This is a genomic window from Rhizobium laguerreae (genome assembly GCF_019778565.1).
In the GTDB taxonomy this organism is placed as follows: domain Bacteria; phylum Pseudomonadota; class Alphaproteobacteria; order Rhizobiales; family Rhizobiaceae; genus Rhizobium; species Rhizobium laguerreae.
Genome location: NZ_JAAXQT010000005.1, coordinates 260,629 through 279,658, shown reverse-complemented (window position 1 = coordinate 279,658; position 19,030 = coordinate 260,629). Strand labels below are relative to the sequence as shown.

The 19,030-nt window shown below is 61.1% G+C and carries 19 protein-coding genes and 3 tRNA genes; 10 read left to right on the top strand and 12 right to left on the bottom strand.

Features of this window, described 5'->3' with window-relative positions:
- Position 1 precedes the first annotated feature (1 nt).
- Positions 2-502, top strand: a complete 501-nt coding sequence (locus HFO71_RS17840; RefSeq protein WP_151519248.1) for a GNAT family N-acetyltransferase — start codon at positions 2-4, stop codon at positions 500-502.
- Here HFO71_RS17840 and HFO71_RS17835 read toward each other — a convergent pair.
- On the bottom strand, positions 499-1,101 hold the full coding sequence (locus HFO71_RS17835; RefSeq protein WP_168258322.1) for a hypothetical protein: 603 nt from the start codon (positions 1,099-1,101) through the stop codon (positions 499-501). The genes HFO71_RS17840 and HFO71_RS17835 overlap by 4 nt on opposite strands.
- A gap of 58 nt (positions 1,102-1,159) precedes the next feature.
- On the opposite strand from HFO71_RS17835, the gene HFO71_RS17830 reads away from it, so the two are divergent.
- From HFO71_RS17830 to HFO71_RS17820, 3 genes are all read left to right on the top strand, one after another.
- Positions 1,160-1,624 carry a GNAT family N-acetyltransferase gene (locus HFO71_RS17830; RefSeq protein WP_025394367.1) on the top strand — a complete coding sequence of 155 codons (465 nt, stop codon included), beginning with the start codon at positions 1,160-1,162 and terminating at the stop codon, positions 1,622-1,624.
- Positions 1,625-1,726: 102 nt separating this feature from the next.
- The gene (locus HFO71_RS17825) at positions 1,727-2,125 is read left to right on the top strand and encodes an NADH:ubiquinone oxidoreductase subunit NDUFA12 (RefSeq protein WP_131663908.1); all 399 of its coding nucleotides are present in this window, start codon (positions 1,727-1,729) and stop codon (positions 2,123-2,125) included.
- Between the two features lie 115 nt (positions 2,126-2,240).
- Positions 2,241-2,675, top strand: coding sequence for a DUF2155 domain-containing protein (locus tag HFO71_RS17820; protein WP_077981141.1), 435 nt, complete (start codon positions 2,241-2,243; stop codon positions 2,673-2,675).
- A gap of 90 nt (positions 2,676-2,765) precedes the next feature.
- On the opposite strand, the gene aat is transcribed toward HFO71_RS17820, so the two are convergent.
- The 5 genes from aat to HFO71_RS17795 all read right to left on the bottom strand — a co-directional run bounded on the left by aat (position 2,766) and on the right by HFO71_RS17795 (position 6,596).
- Positions 2,766-3,380 (bottom strand): leucyl/phenylalanyl-tRNA--protein transferase, encoded by a 615-nt coding sequence (aat, locus tag HFO71_RS17815; RefSeq protein ID WP_168258323.1) that lies wholly within the window; start codon positions 3,378-3,380, stop codon positions 2,766-2,768.
- A 7-nt stretch (positions 3,381-3,387) separates the two neighbouring features.
- Entirely contained in the window at positions 3,388-4,743 is a 1,356-nt protein-coding gene (accC, locus tag HFO71_RS17810) for an acetyl-CoA carboxylase biotin carboxylase subunit (RefSeq protein ID WP_170269148.1), read from the bottom strand.
- A 4-nt stretch (positions 4,744-4,747) separates the two neighbouring features.
- Positions 4,748-5,218, bottom strand: a complete 471-nt coding sequence (gene accB, locus HFO71_RS17805) for an acetyl-CoA carboxylase biotin carboxyl carrier protein (RefSeq protein WP_129420734.1) — start codon at positions 5,216-5,218, stop codon at positions 4,748-4,750.
- A 20-nt stretch (positions 5,219-5,238) separates the two neighbouring features.
- Positions 5,239-5,676: a type II 3-dehydroquinate dehydratase gene (aroQ, locus tag HFO71_RS17800; RefSeq protein ID WP_168258325.1), complete on the bottom strand. Its 438-nt coding sequence runs from the start codon at positions 5,674-5,676 to the stop codon at positions 5,239-5,241.
- Positions 5,677-5,837: 161 nt separating this feature from the next.
- Positions 5,838-6,596: a DsbA family protein gene (locus tag HFO71_RS17795; RefSeq protein WP_168258326.1), complete on the bottom strand. Its 759-nt coding sequence runs from the start codon at positions 6,594-6,596 to the stop codon at positions 5,838-5,840.
- Positions 6,597-6,805: 209 nt separating this feature from the next.
- Here HFO71_RS17795 and HFO71_RS17790 point away from each other — a divergent pair, with 209 nt between their 5' ends.
- Positions 6,806-7,963, top strand: a complete 1,158-nt coding sequence (locus HFO71_RS17790; RefSeq protein WP_131640208.1) for a pyridoxal phosphate-dependent aminotransferase — start codon at positions 6,806-6,808, stop codon at positions 7,961-7,963.
- 41 nt (positions 7,964-8,004) lie between these two features.
- Here the strand turns inward: HFO71_RS17790 and HFO71_RS17785 are convergent, their stop codons facing one another.
- Both HFO71_RS17785 and HFO71_RS17780 read right to left on the bottom strand, forming a co-directional pair.
- The gene (locus HFO71_RS17785; protein ID WP_168258327.1) at positions 8,005-9,351 is read right to left on the bottom strand and encodes a DUF2778 domain-containing protein; all 1,347 of its coding nucleotides are present in this window, start codon (positions 9,349-9,351) and stop codon (positions 8,005-8,007) included.
- Between the two features lie 205 nt (positions 9,352-9,556).
- The gene (locus HFO71_RS17780) at positions 9,557-11,410 is read right to left on the bottom strand and encodes a PHA/PHB synthase family protein (RefSeq protein ID WP_221969195.1); all 1,854 of its coding nucleotides are present in this window, start codon (positions 11,408-11,410) and stop codon (positions 9,557-9,559) included.
- Positions 11,411-11,560: 150 nt separating this feature from the next.
- On the opposite strand from HFO71_RS17780, the gene HFO71_RS17775 reads away from it, so the two are divergent.
- The 5 genes from HFO71_RS17775 to recJ all read left to right on the top strand — a co-directional run bounded on the left by HFO71_RS17775 (position 11,561) and on the right by recJ (position 17,107).
- Positions 11,561-11,974, top strand: a complete 414-nt coding sequence (locus HFO71_RS17775) for an SHOCT domain-containing protein (RefSeq protein ID WP_077981135.1) — start codon at positions 11,561-11,563, stop codon at positions 11,972-11,974.
- Positions 11,975-12,195: 221 nt separating this feature from the next.
- Positions 12,196-13,413, top strand: coding sequence for an LL-diaminopimelate aminotransferase (locus HFO71_RS17770; protein WP_027684874.1), 1,218 nt, complete (start codon positions 12,196-12,198; stop codon positions 13,411-13,413).
- Positions 13,414-13,474: 61 nt separating this feature from the next.
- On the top strand, positions 13,475-14,800 hold the full coding sequence (locus HFO71_RS17765; protein WP_077981134.1) for a homoserine dehydrogenase: 1,326 nt from the start codon (positions 13,475-13,477) through the stop codon (positions 14,798-14,800).
- A gap of 163 nt (positions 14,801-14,963) precedes the next feature.
- The gene (locus HFO71_RS17760) at positions 14,964-15,224 is read left to right on the top strand and encodes a hypothetical protein (RefSeq protein ID WP_077981133.1); all 261 of its coding nucleotides are present in this window, start codon (positions 14,964-14,966) and stop codon (positions 15,222-15,224) included.
- 80 nt (positions 15,225-15,304) lie between these two features.
- Positions 15,305-17,107 (top strand): single-stranded-DNA-specific exonuclease RecJ, encoded by a 1,803-nt coding sequence (gene recJ / locus HFO71_RS17755; protein ID WP_168258328.1) that lies wholly within the window; start codon positions 15,305-15,307, stop codon positions 17,105-17,107.
- Between the two features lie 49 nt (positions 17,108-17,156).
- On the opposite strand, the gene HFO71_RS17750 is transcribed toward recJ, so the two are convergent.
- The 4 genes from HFO71_RS17750 to HFO71_RS17735 form a co-directional block, all read right to left on the bottom strand.
- Positions 17,157-17,231: transfer RNA gene (locus tag HFO71_RS17750), tRNA-Glu, on the bottom strand.
- 173 nt (positions 17,232-17,404) lie between these two features.
- Positions 17,405-17,479 (bottom strand) — tRNA-Glu (locus HFO71_RS17745).
- Positions 17,480-17,553: 74 nt separating this feature from the next.
- Positions 17,554-17,628 (bottom strand) — tRNA-Glu (locus HFO71_RS17740).
- Positions 17,629-17,825: 197 nt separating this feature from the next.
- Positions 17,826-18,884 (bottom strand): YcbK family protein, encoded by a 1,059-nt coding sequence (locus HFO71_RS17735; protein ID WP_376766901.1) that lies wholly within the window; start codon positions 18,882-18,884, stop codon positions 17,826-17,828.
- Positions 18,885-19,030: the final 146 nt, after the last annotated feature.

The window sequence follows — 19,030 nt, the reverse complement described above, 5'->3', positions numbered from 1 at the left end:
GGTGTATTTCGTCCGCACCGCCGGCGAGCGCGACCTGGAGAAGGTGCGCGCCCTCTTGGTGGAGAGCTTTCATGCCACCTATGACAGCCTGCATGGCAGAGCCAAGGTGGCGGATCTGATCACCCATCTCTTTTCGCCGGTGGCGCTGAAGACGCGCCTCGTGCGAAAGGATGCCGAATTCCTCGTTGCCGATGATGGCCGCAATATCGGCGGCATGGGTTATGCGGCCATGTCGCAGCAATTGACGAAGACTGTCATGCTGCATCTCCTCTATGTCGGGCCGGCGCTGCAGCGCCAGGGTATCGGCCGCGATATCTTCGCCGAGCTCGAAACCTGCTTTCCCGATGCGGAGATCATGCGCCTCGAAGTCGAACCGCAGAATGCTGCGGCGATCGCCTTCTATCGCACGCATGGCTTCACCGAGATCGGCCGCAACGAGAATAGTGGAGCCGGACAATCCGGCATTCCGGCATTGGTGTTGGAAAAGCGCTTGGCGGGTTAAACGCCTGTATCGTTGAGTGCCTTGCTATGGTGGGTGTGGTAGGTTTGGAGCAGTTGCATCAGTCGCTCCTTGCTGACGGTAAGACCACCCGTTTTGATGCGCAGTTGCCGAAGTTCATTCGTCGCACGTGCGGTATGGAATAGTGAGAACACCGGTTTGCGACCCTGAATGCCGTCTGGTCGGCACCAGACAGCGATTGTATCTCCAGTGCCTTCTGCGTCCGTTCCCGGCGATGCGGACAACAGGTTGCCCAGAACGAGAAAAATTGTTCGCAAAATCCTTTGCGCCAGCGTGGGTGCCGCCGCCTCGATGCGTGCGACTGCCGGCCACGGAATTAATTCTTGCATTAGCCGAAGATCTTTGAAGCCATTTGGACCTATCGCAATGATCGTCTTATTGGATGAAAAGATCAGGACATAAAGATTGCGAAATAGGTAGTACGCAACTGGCGGACCACAGAGGAGGGACAGGAAAAACGAATTCAAAGTCCTATCGAAAATCCCGAAGCCGAAGAAAATTATCACCAGTGTTGATAGTGCAATTCTAAGCCGAATATCCCTGGCGGAGTATCTGACCTCACGGATATCGCTCAAGAACATCCGTCTTTTTCCTTCCGCAACAATCATCGTCCGATTTTTACATAGGTAGAAAAGTTTGATGCCACAAGATTTGAATATCCGCGAAGCTCGCAAGGACGACCTGCCGGCGCTGGTGGCTATGTTTTCGGCCGACGCACTCGGCGGTCACGGCGATACCACGGAAGCTGAAGCCTTTACCGATTACGTCAGGGCCTTCGCCGTCATCGAGGCTTCGCCTGACCAGACGCTTTATGTCGCAGAGCGCGGCGGCAAGGTCGTCGGCACGTTTCAGACGATGGTGACGACCACGCTCACCGGCCGCGGCTCCTCGGCGATGATTATCGAGGCGGTGCAGACACGCGCCGATATGCGCGGGCAGGGGATCGGTGCGCTGATGATCGAATTCGCCATTGCCGAGGCAAAAGGCCGCGGTATCGGGCGGGTAGCGTTGACCTCGAATGCGGTGCGCAAGGATGCCCACCGTTTCTATGAAAGGCTGGGCTTCAAGCCCTCTCATCTCGGCTTCAAGATGGCTTTGAAATGACCATGGCCGTCGTGGAATCGCTGGACAATTCGGCTTGGCGACGGCATAAGCGAGGAAACGAATTCTGGTTTGGCTCGCATCTGGCGGGCACAAGGAAAAGACATGTGGAATCTTCTGGTTCAGACCTTTACCTGGTGGAACGGTCAGACGATGGGCACGCGTTTTGCGACCTGGCGATTTGGCAAGCGCGTCGGCGAGGATGAATTCGGCAACGTCTACTACGAAGGCGGCATGTCCTCCTATGGTCTGCCGAAGCGTTGGGTGATCTACAAGGGTTATGCCGAAGCCTCCGCCATTCCGCCGGGCTGGCATGGCTGGATGCATCATCGCACCGATGTTCCCCCGTCCAAGGAGACCTATGTCGCCAAAGATTGGCAGAAGCCGCACCGGCCCAACCATACCGGTTCGCCGCAGGCCTATCGTCCGCCGGGTTCCATCGCCGTTCCGGGCGAGCGTCCGCGCGTCACCGGCGATTACGACGCCTGGACGCCAGGCAACTGAGACGGCTCGACCGGGCGATCCCAAGACCCGGCTTTTGGCCACAATTGACCTTTACCCGCAGGTTGGCCGCGCTTGACCGCGGCTGTGAACTGAAAATGTCTGGAGACGGGTACATATGAAGCTCTTCACGCGGAACATGGTCCTGCGTGCCGCCGGATCGCTGCTGGCGCTCTCGGCCCTGCTTCCACCAGTTGCGGCACATGCCGCACGCATCGAAAATCCGGTTGCCGTCTTTTCCGGCCTCGACAAGATCACCGGCCGCATCACGACCTTCGACGTCTATGTCAACGAGACGGTCCAGTTCGGTGCGCTGCAGGTGACACCGAAGGCCTGTTATTCGCGCGACCAGTCGGAAGCACAGAAGATCGACGGTTTCGTCGAGGTCGACGAGATCACCCTCGACCGCAAGATCCGCCGCATCTTCACCGGCTGGATGTTCGCCGCCAGCCCCGGCCTCAACGCTGTCGAGCACCCGATCTACGACGTCTGGCTGAAAGAATGCAAGGCAAGTTCGGATGTCCCGGCGCCTGACGGCGCCAAGGCGAAGTAACTGCGTCTTTGCTGGTCTGCGGCATCTTCCTCAACCCGGCGTGTGGCATGGGGCGATGTTGTCTGCTGGATTTTACTCTGAAAACGATCCTCAGAACGCCAGATGCGGCGATTCCATCGCCGCGGCAAGCATCGCGGCATAATCGGCCTTCGGAACGTCGATCGCTCCGAACGTCTTCAGGTGCTCGGTGGTGAACTGGGTGTCGAGCAGGGTGAAGCCCCTTTCCCGCAGCCGGTCGACCAGATGAACGAGGCAGATCTTCGAGGCATCCGTCCGGCGCGAAAACATGCTTTCGCCGAAGAAGGCCGAGCCGAGCGAGACGCCGTAGAGGCCGCCGACCAGCTCATTGCCCTCCCAGGCTTCGACGGTATGGGCATGGCCCATGTCGAAGAGCGTCGAATAAAGCGATCTGATCGTCCTGTTGATCCAGGTGCTAGGGCGCCCGGACGTCTCCTCCGCACAGGCGGCGATGACCTGATCGAACGCGTAATCGAAACGGATCTCGAAGGGCTTCTTGCGCACCGCCTTGGCCAGGCTTTTCGACACATGGAAATGGTCGAGCGGCAGCACGCCGCGCAGTTCCGGTTCGACCCAGAAGATCTCCGGGTCGTCGGCGGATTCGGCCATCGGGAACAGGCCGATGGAATAGGCGCGCAGGAGAATGTCAGGGGTTATGCCTGGTGACTTCCTGCGCGATCCTGCCATTCCTGTCCTATGCCGCCGGTGTGTTGGCGAGGTATTCTTCCAGCCAGTGGATGTCGTAATCGCCGTTGGCGATATCCTGGTTGGAGACGAGATCCTGGAACAGCGGCAGCGTCGTATTGATGCCGTCGACGACGAATTCGTCGAGCGCCCGGCGCAGGCGCATCATGCATTCGACGCGGGTACGGCCGTGCACGATCAGCTTGCCGATGAGGCTGTCGTAATAGGGCGGGATTTTGTAGCCCTGATAGGCACCGGAATCGATGCGCACGCCGAGGCCGCCCGGTGCGTGGAAATGCGTGATCGTGCCCGGCGAAGGCACGAAGGTGCGCGGGTGCTCGGCATTGATACGGCACTCGATGGCGTGACCGGAAAAATGCACTTCGTCCTGCGTCACCGAGAGACCGCCGCCGGAAGCGACGCGGATCTGCTCGTGCACGAGATCGATGCCGGTGATCGCTTCGGTGATCGGATGCTCCACCTGCAGGCGGGTGTTCATTTCGATGAAATAGAACTCGCCGTTTTCATAGAGGAATTCGATCGTGCCGGCGCCGCGATATTTCAGCTTCTTCATGGCGTCGGCGCAGACCTGGCCGATCTTCATGCGCTGCTCGACGTTGAGTGCCGGCGAATTCGCCTCTTCCCAGACCTTCTGATGGCGCCGCTGCAGCGAGCAGTCGCGCTCGCCGAGATGGATGGCATTGCCTTCCCCGTCACCGAACACCTGAATTTCGATGTGGCGCGGCTTGCCGAGATATTTTTCCATGTAGACGGCATCGTTGCCGAAGGCGGCTGCCGCTTCCGTGCGCGCCGTCGACCAGGCTTCGATCAGGTCGGCCTCGCTCTTGGCGACCTTCATGCCGCGTCCGCCGCCGCCGGCCGTGGCCTTGATCAGCACGGGATAGCCGATTTCGGCGGCCGTCTTCAGTGCATCCTCTTCGGTCTTCACTTCGCCGTCCGAGCCCGGAACGACGGGAATGCCGAGTTCCAGCGCCGTCGTCTTGGCGGTGATCTTGTCGCCCATGATACGGATATGATCGGCCGTCGGCCCAATGAAGGTAATGCCATGGGCCTCGAGGATATCGGCGAACTTGGCATTCTCCGACAGAAAGCCGTAGCCTGGATGCACGGCATCGGCGCCGGTGATCTCGCAGGCGGCGACGATCTGGTGGATATTGAGATAGCTCTCGCGCGAGGAGGGCGGGCCGATGCAGACACTTTCGTCGGCAAGGCGCACATGCATGGCATCGGCGTCGGCGGTGGAATGAACCACCACGCAGGCGATGCCGAGCTCCTTGCAGGCCCGAAGCACGCGAAGGGCGATTTCCCCGCGATTGGCGATGAGGATTTTCGAAATCATGGGCATCGGCCTATTCGATGACGACGAGGGCTTGGCCGTACTCGACGGGGTGTCCGTCATCGACGAGGATCTCAGTCACCTTGCCTGACTTCGGCGAGGGGATCTGGTTCATCGTCTTCATCGCTTCGATGATGATCAGCGTCTGGCCTTCCTTGACGGTCGCGCCGATTTCGATGAACGGACGCGCACCCGGTGCCGGCGCCATGTAGACGGTGCCCACCATCGGTGCATTGACGACATTGGCCGGGTTGCGGCTGGGCGCTGCGGCAGGCGCAGCAACGGCTGCCGCAGCGGCGGCTGCGGGCGCGGCATAACCAGGTGCTGCGATCGGCGCCTGAACATATTGCGGCGTGCCGGCGCGCGAAACGCGGATGCGCAAGTCGTCCTGCTCGACCTCGATCTCCGTCAGATCCGTTTCGTTCAGTATATTGGCGAGATCGCGGATCAGTGCCTGGTCGATACCCGATTTCTTTTCAGCCATGGTGTTGCCCTGTCTTCTTCTTATGCCGTGATGTTCTTCAGCGCGTGGAGCGCCAGGATGTAGCTTTGAGGCCCGAAGCCGCAGATCACACCTTTGCATGCCGGCGCGATCATCGACTTGTGGCGGAATTCTTCCCGTGCATGCACGTTGGATATGTGGAGCTCGACGACGGGAATGGAAATAGCGCGGATCGCATCATGCAGCGCGACCGATGTATGCGTATAAGCGCCTGCATTGATGGCAACGCCGACGGACTTTTCGTCGGCCTCATGGAACCAGTCGACGAGCGTGCCTTCATGGTTGCTCTGGCGGAAATCGATATCGAGGCCGAGTTCGCGGCCTGCGGCCTTGCAGTCCGCCTCGATGTCCTTGAGCGTCTTGCCGCCATAAATGCCGGGCTCTCGTTTGCCCAGCATGTTCAGGTTGGGGCCGTTCAGGACAAAAATCGTTTGCGTCATCGAATGTTCCGTAAAATGTACGACGGCAACCTATAGACTCCGCGAAGGCTGAATGAAAGCCCTTACGGATTGGCCAGCGGCATTCGCGCCACATTTGTCCACATGGTTGAAACACTTCGATTTTGGCGATTTGATGGGCTGCCAGCCGGCGACTGGTTTGCTCAGCAGGCGGTCTTGCCGCAGCTGCGCATGTTCTTGACCTTGGCTTCGAGATCGTCGAGCCCGACGGCGCCGGGAACCAGTTCGTTGCCGATCACATATGACGGCGTGCCGCTGATGCCGAGACTGGAGGCGAGCTGGTAGGTCGCCTGGACGATCCCGTCATTCGGACTCTTTGCCATCTCGGCGCGGATCTTTTCCTCGCTGACGCCGAGCGAAGCGGCGACCGCGACCGCTGTTTCGTCAGAGGCACGGCCTTCGGTGCCGAGAAGGGCGACGTGGAAATCGGCATATTTCTCAGGTGCCAGCTTGCGGAAGGCGTCGGCCACCTTGTGGGCGGCGACAGAATCCGGCCCGAGGATCGGGAATTCCTTGAGGACGAAACGAACGTTCTTGTCCTTCTTCAGCATCGCCTGCATGTCGGGAAGCGCATGGCGGCAGTAGCTGCAATTATAGTCGAAGAATTCGACGACAGTGACATCGCCCTTGGGATTGCCGAGCGTGACGTCGTTCTTCGATTCGAAGATGTTGGTGCTGTTCTCTTCGATCGCCATATTGGCCTTCACCGACCGCTGGGCCTCCTGCTTCTTCTGCAGCGCATCCTGGACTTCCAGCATGATCTCGGGGTTCTCGAGCAGGTATTGCTTGATGAATTCGCCGAACTCCTTCTTCTGCTGGTCGTCGAGCGCTGCCGCCGGAAGCGGAAGGGCGATCGTCGCGGCAAGCGCCAGTGCGGTGAAGGTCTTCGGGAAGAATGCCATGATATCCTCGTCATCGGCGGTGTGGTCGTCTCTTCATCGAGAAGACCGTCGCCGGATTAATGGACTTGAATGCGTCGCGTCAAGGTACGGTGCGTTCGGTTCTGCTCAAACCAGAATTTTTCGTCCCGCGCGGCCCTCGCGGGATTGTGATGAGCCGATTAATGCGGCAATTGTCGGGCCGTGACGCAGAAGCTGAGCGAGAAACGATCTTGTTTTCCATATCGAAACGCAGCGAAGTCGAGCCTTTTCACGCCATGGACGTCCTGGCCGAGGCGACGAAGCGGCGCGCTGCCGGCCATCCCGTCATCTCGATGGCAGTTGGTCAGCCCTCGCATCCGGCGCCTCAGGTGGCCCTCGAAGCGGCGCGCGCAGCCCTTGCCGAAGGCCGGATCGGTTATACCGATGCGCTGGGGACGGCACGGCTGAAATCGGCGCTTGCCTGGCACTACAAGGATCGCCACGGCCTGGAGATCGATCCCAAGCGCATCGCCATCACCACAGGTTCCTCGGCCGGCTTCAATCTCGCCTTCCTGTCGCTCTTCGATGCCGGCGATGCGGTGGCGATCGCAAGACCCGGTTATCCCGCCTATCGCAATATCCTCGGCGCGCTGGGTCTGAAGGTTCTCGAAGTGCCGGTAACGGCCGAGACCCACTTCACCCTGACGCCGCAAAGCCTCGAAGCGGCGCAGAAGGAGAGCGGCATCACGCTGAAAGGCGTGCTGCTCGCAAGCCCCGCCAACCCGACCGGTACGGTGACCGGCCGCGAGGGGCTGAAGGCGCTTTCGGATTACTGCGCGGCCCATTCCATCGCCTTCATCTCCGATGAAATCTACCACGGGCTGACCTTCGCCGGCGAGGAGGCGAGCGCGCTGGAGCTGACCGACGAGGCGATCGTCATCAACTCTTTTTCTAAATACTATTGCATGACCGGCTGGCGAATCGGCTGGATGGTACTGCCGGAACGCCTGGTTCGGCCGATCGAGCGGGTGGCGCAGAGCCTCTATATATCCCCGCCGGAGCTTTCCCAGATTGCCGCCACGGCCGCTCTCAGCGCCGGCGCCGAGCTCGATCATTACAAGGCTAGTTACGCCGGCAACCGCGACTTGCTGATGCGGCGACTGCCGCAGATCGGGTTATCGATTGCCTCGCCGATGGACGGGGCCTTCTACGCCTATCTGGACGTCACCCGCTTCACCAATGACAGCATGGGCTTTGCCAAGCGCATGCTCGCGGAAATCGACGTCGCCGCTACGCCCGGTCTCGATTTTGATCCGCTGGAGGGAAATCGAACGCTGCGTCTGTCCTACGCGGGCTCGCAAGCGGAGATCGCCGAGGCGGTGGAGCGAATCGCAGCCTGGCTGAAGTAGCGCGTCCGCTGCCGGGCAAGCGGCGGTGCGCTCTCCAATCCTCAGCTGCGCCGCGAAAACAGCGAGGCAAGCGTCGAAGACGGTTTGTTGTTCAGCCGCGGCACCACGACGAGCTGCTTGATGTCGCCGCGTTTGTAGGCGGCGAGGAAGCGGCGGTAGTCCTTGAAGGAGACGCAGCCGTTGGAATCGCCGTTCTTGCCGAGCATGTAGGTGTGGGCAAGCAGGCCGACACGGTCATAGATGGCGTCCGAACCCTCGATCGGTGTCAGCCGCAGCGCCTCGACGCCGTGGAAAAGGCTCTCGCGCATGGTAAGAACATAGGTGTGCGGCGGCGTCGGTCCGTGCATCTTCTTGTTGGCGAAACGCGGCTTGTCGCGCATCTTGCCGAGCCCGGAATGGGCCTCGAGCCGCTCGCCGTTCGGCAGATAGACGGTGCTGTTCTCGATATCGTAGATCGCTACGCCTGCGCGCAGCTTCGGCGAGAAGACCGGCTTGTCGTAGTGCGGTACTGCATCGTCCTCGTCATCCTCGATCGGCGCGTTCGGCTGGGCGTAGGCAAGCACAGGCTCGCCAGAGCGCTCAGACCCCTTGGAGAGCGGTGTCGGTTTGCCGACGAGTCCGTCAGGACGCGCCATCGGCAGCGGCACCGAATCCTCGTTCGGCGCCAGCACGAGATCGAAGGGTGGCGCGTCTTCCGCGGCGGCGACAACCACCGGAGCTGGTTCCGATGCGGGAATGGAGGCCGTTTTGAGGGGAGATGCGGTTGGCTCGACCGGAGCCGGCGCGATTTGCCGGGATCCGGCATCGGCAAGAGCCAGCAGGGTCGGGAGTTCGGCTGCGGCGACGGCTTCTTTCGACGGAACGATGATCCGGTCGCCGTCTTCTTCTTCTTCTTCCGTCTCTGCCGAGGCGAGCTCGACCGGCGCCGCCGCGATCACATCGTCCTTGCGGAATTTGGCGCTGTCGGAGATCGCCGCCACGACCGGCTGTTCGGCAGCCATTGCGAGCCGATTGTTTTTGGCGAGAACCGCAAGCGCCGTCGCAGCGGCGGCGGTCTTTTCGGCATGGGATTGAATGCGGCTCGCCGTCAGCGGGACCTTCGGCTTCGCATCGAAGGCGGCCAGCCGGTCGGCCTTACCGACATGGATCAGCCTCTCATGGCGCGTTGAAGGCGCCACCTTCGGCGCAGCGCCGAGCTGTGCCAGGCGATCGGACGGAGAATAGGGAGCGGCTATCGAGTGCATCGTCGCGAAGGTCGCGATCAGCCAGGTGGAGGTCAGAAATCCGGCGCCGACAACACCGTAAAGGAAACCGCGAGATCTGCGCCAACGGAAAGCAGATCCGCCAAGAGGGGTGACGTCATCGAACGTCCCAACCGCACACGCCATACTACACTCGTCTTTCAAACTCGCTACGCAGGCCGGCGGCACTGACTGATACACTTCGCCGGGGCCGGTACAGGCGCAAATGGGCCGAATTTAGACCAACCGCGACTTCCGACTGTCTCGCAAGGATGACGAATTATGGTTTCTAATTTGTTTACGCGGCGTCGCTCTGTCTCTCGACGTCTCAAAAGAGATGTGTTGGGCCTTCTCAGGCGCGCTCCATCACATAACTTCCCGGCGCTTCCTCGATCGCGTTCAATGCATCGCCGCCAGGTTTGCGGGCCGGCACGCGCCTGCCGTCATGCGTCTCGATCCAGGCCTGCCAATGCGGCCACCATGATCCCGGGGTCTCCGTCGCGTGCTCGAGCCAGGTCTCGTAGTCTCCCTTGGCGGGGCCGCCCGTCCAGAATTGATACTTCTTCCTGTCGGGCGGATTAACGACGCCGGCGATGTGTCCGGAGCCGGTCACGACGAATTCCACCTTGCCGCCGAAGAACCGGCTGCCGAGGAAGACGGACTTGGCAGGTGCGATGTGATCCTCGCGGGTGGCGAGATTGTAGATCGGGATCTTCACGTCCTTCAGCGACACGGTCTTGCCGTCGAGGATCATCTCGTTCTGCGTCAGCGCGTTCTTGAGATAGCAATTGCGCAGGTAGAAAGCATGGTTTGCCGCCGCCATGCGGGTCGAATCGGCATTCCAGAACAACAGGTCGAAGGGCAGGGGATCCTGGCCCTTGAGGTAGTTGTTGACGAAATAAGGCCAGATCAGCTCGGAGGCGCGCAACATGTTGAAGGCCATCGACATCTTCGTGCCATCGAGATAGCCGGCCGCCTGCATATGCTCTTCGAGCGCTTCAAGCTGCTCCTCGTCGACGAAGACTTTGAGGTCGCCGGCATGGGTGAAGTCGACCTGGGTGGTGAAGAGTGTCGCGGTCTTGATACGCTTGTTCTTCTCCTTGGCATGCAGCGCCAGTGTTGCCGCAAGCAGCGTGCCGCCGACGCAGTAGCCGACGGCGTTGACGTCCTTCTCGCCGGTGGCCTTCTCGACCGTTGCCAGCGCGAAATCGATGCCCTCGCGGGCATAGGCCGCCCAGTCCTTGTCGGCGTGGCGCGCATCCGGGTTGACCCAGGAAATGACGAAGACCGTCTGCCCCTGGTCGACGCACCATTTGATGAAGGATTTTTGCGGGTTGAGGTCGAGAATATAGAACTTGTTGATCCAGGGCGGGCAGATCAGAAGCGGCCGCTTCAGCACCGTTTCGGTCGAAGCCTCGTACTGGATGATCTGGCAGATGTCGTTCTGGGCGATCACCTTGCCTGGCGTCAGCGCCATATCGCGGCCGACGGCGAATTTCGTCATGTCGGTCTGGCGAAGGCGAAGGTCGCCGTGTCCGGCAGCGATATCCTCGGCCAGCATCTTCATCCCGCGCACCAGATTGGCGCCGCTGGTCGCGATCGTCTCGCGATAGAGCTGCGGATTGGTGACAATGAAGTTGGTCGGCGAAAGCGCTGCCGTAATCTGCTTCACGTAGAAGCCGGCCTTGTGTTTGGTGTGCTCGTCGAGGCCCTCGGTCTCCGACACCATCTTTTCTACCCAGTCGGTCGTGACGAAATAGACCTGGCGGAGAAAATCGAAGAACGGGTTCTTCTCCCAGTCCTCGTCCGAAAAGCGCTTGTCCTTGCGGGTGTCCGGCTCGGGAGGCGTGGGATCGCCCTGCATGCCGCGCGTGCCTTGCATGCGCTGCATCGAGCGCATCCAGATGCCGAAGAACGAGGACATCAGCTGCGTCTGTGCCTCGAAGGTGCGGCGTGGATCGGAAATCCAGTATTCGGTGACCTTGGAAAGCGTCTTGACCATGTCGGTCATCGGATCGGCGGCGCTTTCGCTGATCTCGCCGCGTTCGCGCGGCGCAAGCCAGGCAGACGCTGCTTGTCCGAGATTTTCGAGCGCGCGGGCGAAATTCATCGCCATGGCCTCAGGATCCTTCAAAAGATAGGGATCGAGATCGGTCGCGTCGAAGCCGGCCTTGCCGCCATTCTCCTGCTTGCTGTCGGTCACCATTTCCTCCGGCGGCAGCACCACTCTTTTTATCCATTCGTTGTACATCGTGATCGAACGAGAAAACAAGTTCCAGCCGCATCGGCTCATGCTATTGCTTTGTGGCTGCGACAAATTTAACAGTCGAAGCAGTCAAAACTGGATTTTTGAGGCATGACGAAGAACGGCATTCGGCACATCGCAACCTTTAACCGCACCGCACTGATCTGCGCCGCGGCGGCGATGGCTCTTGCCGGATGCAATCTGACGGCGGAACAAAAAGCCGCCGCCGCCGCCAAACGAGCGGCGCCGACCGCCGTCGTCATGCCGGCCACCAAGGGCGAGGCGGCCGAGGGTGGCCTGGCAAAATACCCGGACGGCTATCCGAATTTCGGCGCGCCGCTGACCGCCGCCAATGTGCAGATGAGCGACGAGCAGGCGGCTGACCTGCAGCATCAGCTGACGGCACTTGCCGCCCGGCGCAAGGCGGGCGCGCTTTCGGAAGCCGAATATCAGGCCAAGGTCGCGGAAATGCGGCGTCTCGCCGCCGAGCACGGCACCGATACGCTGTCTGAAATCTCCAAATAGACCTTGCCTTTCAGGCAATTTGGACGCAAAGCCTTCGGCAAGGATCGGAAGATACAATTTTCCCGATAAAGCGCGTTACGCGGCCTTTCCGTCAAAGATTCGCCGCGTCGCTTGGGTCTGATGAATACGGCGTTGCGATTCTGAAGTTCGTGTCGCAGCCGCCGGGAGACGGAACGAACTTCGACTGCGGCCCGAAATGCCGCCTTTCCATGGGGAATGAGATGGAAGAGTTTCACAAAGTCCGGCGTTTGCCGCCTTATGTTTTCGAACAGGTCAACCGTTTGAAGGCAAGCGCGCGAGCGGGCGGCGCCGATATCATCGATCTCGGCATGGGAAACCCCGACCTTCCCACTCCCCAGTCGATCGTCGACAAGCTGTGTGAGGTCGTGCAGGATCCGCGCACGCATCGCTATTCCTCTTCCAAGGGCATTCCGGGCCTGCGCCGCGCCCAGGCCGCCTATTATGCCCGCCGTTTCGGCGTCAAGCTCAACCCGGATACCCAGGTGGTCGCCACCTTGGGCTCCAAGGAAGGCTTCGCCAACATGGCGCAGGCAATCACCGCGCCTGGCGACGTGATCCTCTGCCCGAACCCTACCTATCCGATCCACGCCTTCGGCTTCCTGATGGCGGGCGGCGTGATCCGTTCCATGTCGGTGGAGCCGGATGCGAGCTTCTTCGAACCGCTCGAACGTGCCGTCCGGCATTCGATCCCGAAGCCCTTGGCGCTGATCCTCAACTATCCCTCGAACCCGACGGCTTTTGTCGCGACGCTCGATTTCTACAAGGACGTCATCGCCTTCGCCAAGAAGCACGACATCATCGTGCTCTCCGACCTTGCCTATTCGGAAATCTACTTCGACGGCTCCCCGCCGCCGTCGGTTCTCGAAGTGCCGGGTGCAATGGACGTGACCGTCGAGTTCACCTCGATGTCGAAGACCTTTTCCATGCCCGGCTGGCGCATGGGCTTTGCCGTCGGCAACGAGCGGCTGATCGCGGCACTCACCCGCGTCAAGTCCTATCTCGACTACGGCGCCTTCACGCCGATCCAGGTGGCGGCGACGCATGCGCTGAACGGCGACGGCTCCGACATTGCGGAAGTCCGCAACGTCTATAAACGTCGCCGCGACGTCATGGTCGAAAGCTTCGGCAAGGCCGGGTTCGACGTGCCGCCGCCAGCTGCGACGATGTTCGCCTGGGCGAAGATCCCGGAAAAGTTCCGTCATCTCGGTTCGCTGGAATTCTCCAAGCTGCTGGTCGAGAAGGCCGACGTCGCCGTTGCCCCGGGCATCGGCTTCGGCGAAATGGGCGACGACTACGTCCGTCTGGCGCTTGTCGAAAACGAACACCGCATCCGCCAGGCTGCGCGCAACATCAAGAAGTTCATGTCGACGGCAGACGAGACGATGCACAATGTCATCTCGCTGAACGCACACCGCTAATCCAACCGTTGGGCAGCCGCGTCATGCGGCTGCCGCCACACAGACATTTCAGGATCGATCCATGGCAGATGCCCTCAAAATCGGCATTGCGGGCTTGGGCACCGTTGGCGCCTCGCTTGTCCGCATCATTCAGCAGAAAAGCAACGAGCTTGCCGTCACCTGCGGGCGTCCGATCACCATCACGGCGGTCTCCGCGCGTGACAGGGCAAGGGACCGCGGCATCGATCTTTCCGCTGTTACCTGGTTCGACCGGCCGGAGGAGCTTGCCGAAAAGGGCGAAATCGACGTCTTCGTCGAGCTGATGGGCGGCGCCGAAGGGGCGGCCAACATCTCCGTGCGCACCGCACTCCAGCGTGGTCTCCATGTGGTGACAGCCAACAAGGCGCTGCTTGCCTATCACGGCGTCGAGCTTGCGACGATCGCCGAGGAGAAGGGGTCGCTACTGAACTTCGAGGCGGCGGTCGCAGGCGGCATCCCGGTCATCAAGGCGCTTCGTGAATCGCTGACGGGCAATTCCGTCTCGCGCATCTATGGCATCATGAACGGCACCTGCAATTATATCCTGACCAAGATGGAGAAGGAGGGGCTTTCATTCGCCGAATGCCTGAAGGAGGCGCAGCGGCTGGGTTATGCCGAGGCCGATCCGGCCTTCGATATCGAGGGCAACGACACGGCCCACAAGCTTTCCATCCTGACCACGCTCGCCTTCGGCAATCAGATCGCGGCCGACGACATCTATCTCGAAGGCATCACCAACATCTCGATCGAGGATATCCACGCTGCAGCCGAACTCGGTTATCGCATCAAGCTCTTGGGCGTTGCCCAGCGCACCGATACCGGCATTGAGCAGCGCGTCCATCCCACAATGGTGCCGGTCGATTCGGTCATCGCCCAGGTCGACGGCGTCACCAATGCAGTGGCGATCGAATCCGACGTGCTCGGCGAACTGCTGATGGTCGGCCCTGGCGCCGGCGGCAATGCCACGGCCTCGTCGGTGCTTGGCGATATCGCCGATATCGCCAAGAGCCAGCCGGGCGCCCAGCGCGTGCCGGTGCTCGGCCATCCCGCGGCGACGCTTGAACCCTACCGCAAGGCGCAGATGCAGAGCCACGAGGGCGGCTATTTCATCCGCCTGACCGTGCTCGACCGCACCGGCGTCTTTGCCAGCGTCGCAACCCGCATGGCCGAAAACAACATCTCGCTGGAATCGATCGTCCAGCGCTCCAAGCAGCATCTGGCGCCATCGCACCACCAGACGATCATTCTCGTCACCCATGCGACGATGGAAGAGTCGGTGCGCAAGGCAGTCGCCTCGATCAAGTCGGAAGGTTACCTCTTCGGCGAACCGCAGGTGATTCGTATCGAGCGGCCGAAAGAGGAAGGCTGACCTTTTTTTAAGCCACAATTCAGGATGGCGGACCCGCTCTGTGCACGCAGGGCGGGTCTTTTTATTGTCTGTTTAGCCGCTCTCACGAAAACTTATATTAACAGATACCGAAACATTGATATAAATAAGCCGGGAGAGGGAGTCGCCGGCTTTGGAGAATTTCGTGAACAAGGACAGCCATGCCGGGAAGGGGTATGGTCGCCCGGAAGAGGAACCTCCCGATCATCCTGGTGTGTTTGAGGACGTTCCCGAGACGAACCGTGATGCGGTTCGTGACCACCCCTCCGACGAGGCCCCCAATGAGGCCTATGACGACGACGAAAGCCCGGAAGGCCGTAACTGGGCTATTCTTCTTACCCTCTTCTCCGTCATCCTGGTGCAACTAGGCGGCATCGCCCTGATCGTCTGGGCAGTATTCTGGTAAAAATCCGTGTCTGCAAATCCATCGCTATGTTATCTCCGCTGCTCCTGTAGAAAGAGCAGATGAAGTCAGCGGAGTGTGGCATGGCAGATCTCGTCGACCCCGTACAGCGCGCATTTCTCGGCGTGGAGAAATCCGCGCTCGACAATCGCTGGGTGGCGCGGCTCGACCAAGCAGGGCAGAACCGCGCGCTGGCCATGTCGCAGATCCACGGACTGCCGGATCTGATCGCCCGGGTGCTTGCCGGGCGCGGCGTGACGGTAGACGAGGCGATCGAATTCCTCGATCCGACGATCCGCAGCCTGATGCCCGATCCTCATAGGCTGACCGATTGCGAAAAGGCCGCGACCCGCCTCCTGCGCGCGATCGAGCGCGGGGAGAGCGTCGCGATCTTCGGCGACTACGACGTCGACGGCGCAGCCTCCTCGGCACTGATGTTCCGCTTTCTCAGCCATTTCGGCGTCAGGGCGACCATCTATATCCCCGACCGAGTCTTCGAAGGTTACGGTCCCAATCCGGCGGCGATCAATCAGTTGATCGACAACGGTGCCCAGCTGATCGTCACCGTGGATTGCGGCTCCACTAGCCACGAGGCGCTGGCCGCTGCTGCCGCGCGCGCTATCGATGTCGTCGTCATCGATCACCACCAGGTGACACATGAGCTGCCGCCCTGCCATGCGCTGGTCAACCCGAACCGCGAGGACGACCTTTCGGGGCAGGGGCATCTTTGCGCGGCCGGCGTCGTCTTCATGGTGCTGGTCGCGACGCTCCGGCTGCTCCGTGCGGCCGGCAATAAGCGCATCCTGGCGCTCGACCTGCTGCAATGGCTGGATATCGTGGCCCTTGCGACGGTCTGCGATGTCGTGCCGCTGAAGGGCCTCAACCGCGCCTATGTGGTGAAGGGGCTAGTCGCTGCCCGCCACCAGAGCAATGCTGGATTGGCAGCACTCCTCCGCAAGGCGGGGCTCGCCGGCCCGGTGACGCCCTATCATTTCGGCTTCCTGATCGGCCCGCGCATCAATGCCGGTGGGCGGATCGGCGACGCGGCACTCGGAAGCCGGCTGCTGACGCTCGACGACGCCGGCGAGGCGGATGTGATCGCGCAGCGCCTGGACGAGCTCAATCGCGAGCGCCAGGCGATGGAGGCGATCATGCTGCAGGAGGCCGAAGCCGAGGCGCTTGCCGAATATGGCGACGGCGAGGGCGCCTCCGTTATCGTTACCGCCCATGAGAAATGGCATCCCGGTATCGTCGGGCTGATTGCGGCGCGGCTGAAGGAAAAGTTCAAACGGCCCGCTTTCGCGATCGCCTTCGATCCGTCCGGCCGCGGCACCGGCTCGGGCCGCTCGATCAACGGCTTCGACATGGGCAGGATGGTCCGGGCTGCGGTCGACGAGGGTCTGCTCGTCAAAGGCGGCGGCCACGCCATGGCCGCGGGTCTGACGGTCGAGCGTGCCGACCTCGGCCGGCTGAGGACCTTCTTCACCGAGAAGGCGGCAAGGACGGTAGCCGGCCTCGTCGCCAACGAGACGCTGAAGATCGACGGCGCAATCGGCGCAAGCGGCGCTACCCTCGAACTCATCGATCGCCTGGAGGCCGCCGGCCCCTACGGCTCCGGCCACGCACAGCCGCTTTTTGCCGTGCCGGCGCATAGGGTGCGAGACGCCCGCCTGGTCGGTGAGAAACATGTGAAGGTGACGCTGGAGGCCATGGACGGATCGCGACTCGACGGCATCGCCTTCCGCGCCGCCGATACGCCGCTCGGCAATCTTCTGGTCAATTCACGCGGCGCCAGCCTGCATGTCGCCGGTTCGCTCGGTGCCGACCATTACCAGGGCACACGCCGTATCCAGCTGCGCGTATGCGATGCTGCGCCGGCGAAATGAAATGGCAGCACGCGAGCGCTGACGGTGGAAAGTGTCAAGGGAGAGAAAGTGGTACGCCCTAGGGGAGTCGAACCCCTCTTCCCAGAATGAAAATCTGGTGTCCTAACCGATAGACGAAGGGCGCTTCCTTCGTGGTGGCGCCCTTATAGTCAGCACCTTCGAAGGCCGCAAGCGCCAAGGCGCGAAAAAATCATCGTTTTCGCCGATTTATTTCGGCTGTGGAAAACATTGTATCGTGAGGTGACGGAGCGGGAAGATAAGCCAGCGGGCTGGTTAGAGGCGATTGCGCAAACCTGATGGTACGCCCTAGGGGAGTCGAACCCCTCTTTACAGAATGAGAATCTGTCGTCCTAACCGATAGACGAAGGGCGCAGGCAGCTTCGTTAAAATAGGAGCGTGCGCCGGCTTCTGCAAGCGGAACTGTTGGCTTCTATATCGAGAGAAAGTGGTACGCCCTAGGGGAGTCGAACCCCTCTTCCCAGAATGAAAATCTGGTGTCCTAACCGATAGACGAAGGGCGCTTCCTTCGTGGTGGCGCCCTTATAGTCAGGCGTTTTGAATCCCGCAAGCGGAATTGCGGTTTTCTTTCAAAAAAATGACAGGAAATCCGAGTGTGTTCGAGAAGCTGATTATTGAAGCTGAATCAATAGGCTGCCGCTTGTTTCTTTAACGAGACGAGGCGGTGCTGCCGTAACGTAATACGGAAATCGCGCGGCCGTCAGATCGCTCTTGCCGTCGCTATCGGTGTGCGCTTGCCGCCGCAGCCCCAGTTCCAGTCACGGGTTTTGCCGGTATCGAGGTGAACCGAATCCGTGTGGCAGTAGGTGCCGACGCCGCCGCGGTTCGGCAAGGAGCGGATATAGGCGGCGATATCCCATTTCGTCACACCGTCGATCTGGATGTCGGCCGCCTCGCAGCTCTTGTGCATCGATTCGTCAGCGCCGCCGACGAGGCGGTTGTGTTCTTCGTCGCGATAGCCGGAGGTGACGATAACAGGCCGGCCGAAATGACTTTCGACCATCTTGATCACTTTCAAGAGGTCGGGCTTGAAGCAGCCGACCTCGACCTTGTCGTTCTGGAGATGCAGCCCGTTCGGCGCGATGCGCGTCATGCCGGGCAGGGCCGCCTTGTGCAGCAGGCCAGAGAGGCTGCCGAGCAGGTTCTGCTTCGGCGCGCTGTAGAGCGCGTTCATCGTTGAGGTCGGAATGCTGCCCGTCGCGAACGACGCTGTCTGCACGGGTGCAAGCTGCGTGCTGCTATTCTGCGAGGATTGCTGCGGCAGCACCGGCTCCGCCGGTTGTTGGGGCACGGGCGGCTGGCTGTAGACGCTGCTTCGCGCAGGTGTTGCGCCTTCCACCGGTACATAGGCCTGCGGCTGAATGACGGTGGACGTGCTGTTGTTCTGCGGCGCCGGCTGGTGATCGGAAAAGATGCTCATCGCCTGCGCGTTGATCCGGGTCGATTGCAGGACGAGCCCGCCAATATTGGCAGGCGCCGCCGTTGCCGAGCCGGCGGGCGGGACGGCTGCATTCGGATCTTGTGCCACGACCTGAGACGCGCCCTGGACGCCGGAGACGTTGACGAGCCGGGGGTCGGTATAGACCGAACGTGGGGCAGGGTTTGCAGGCGCTGCCGTGGCCAGTTGCGGTGCTGCGGCCGGCACAGCCGGAACCACCGCCGCGGAATCGAGTGCCTTCTTGTCCGACGCACAGCCGGACAGCGCCAGCACCGAGGTGGCGATCAGCAAAGCGCCCGTCACGGGCATCCGCATCTGCATCTTACGCAAGCGACAGTCTCCAGTGGATGCGAAAACGCTTCTCTTCCGCTTCGAGTCGTCAGGAGATTGCCTGCGGCGTGGGATCGCGGCAAGCGCCGAGGCGCCGGCCGGACCCGAAATCGAAAAAGCCGCAAGCCTCGCAAAAG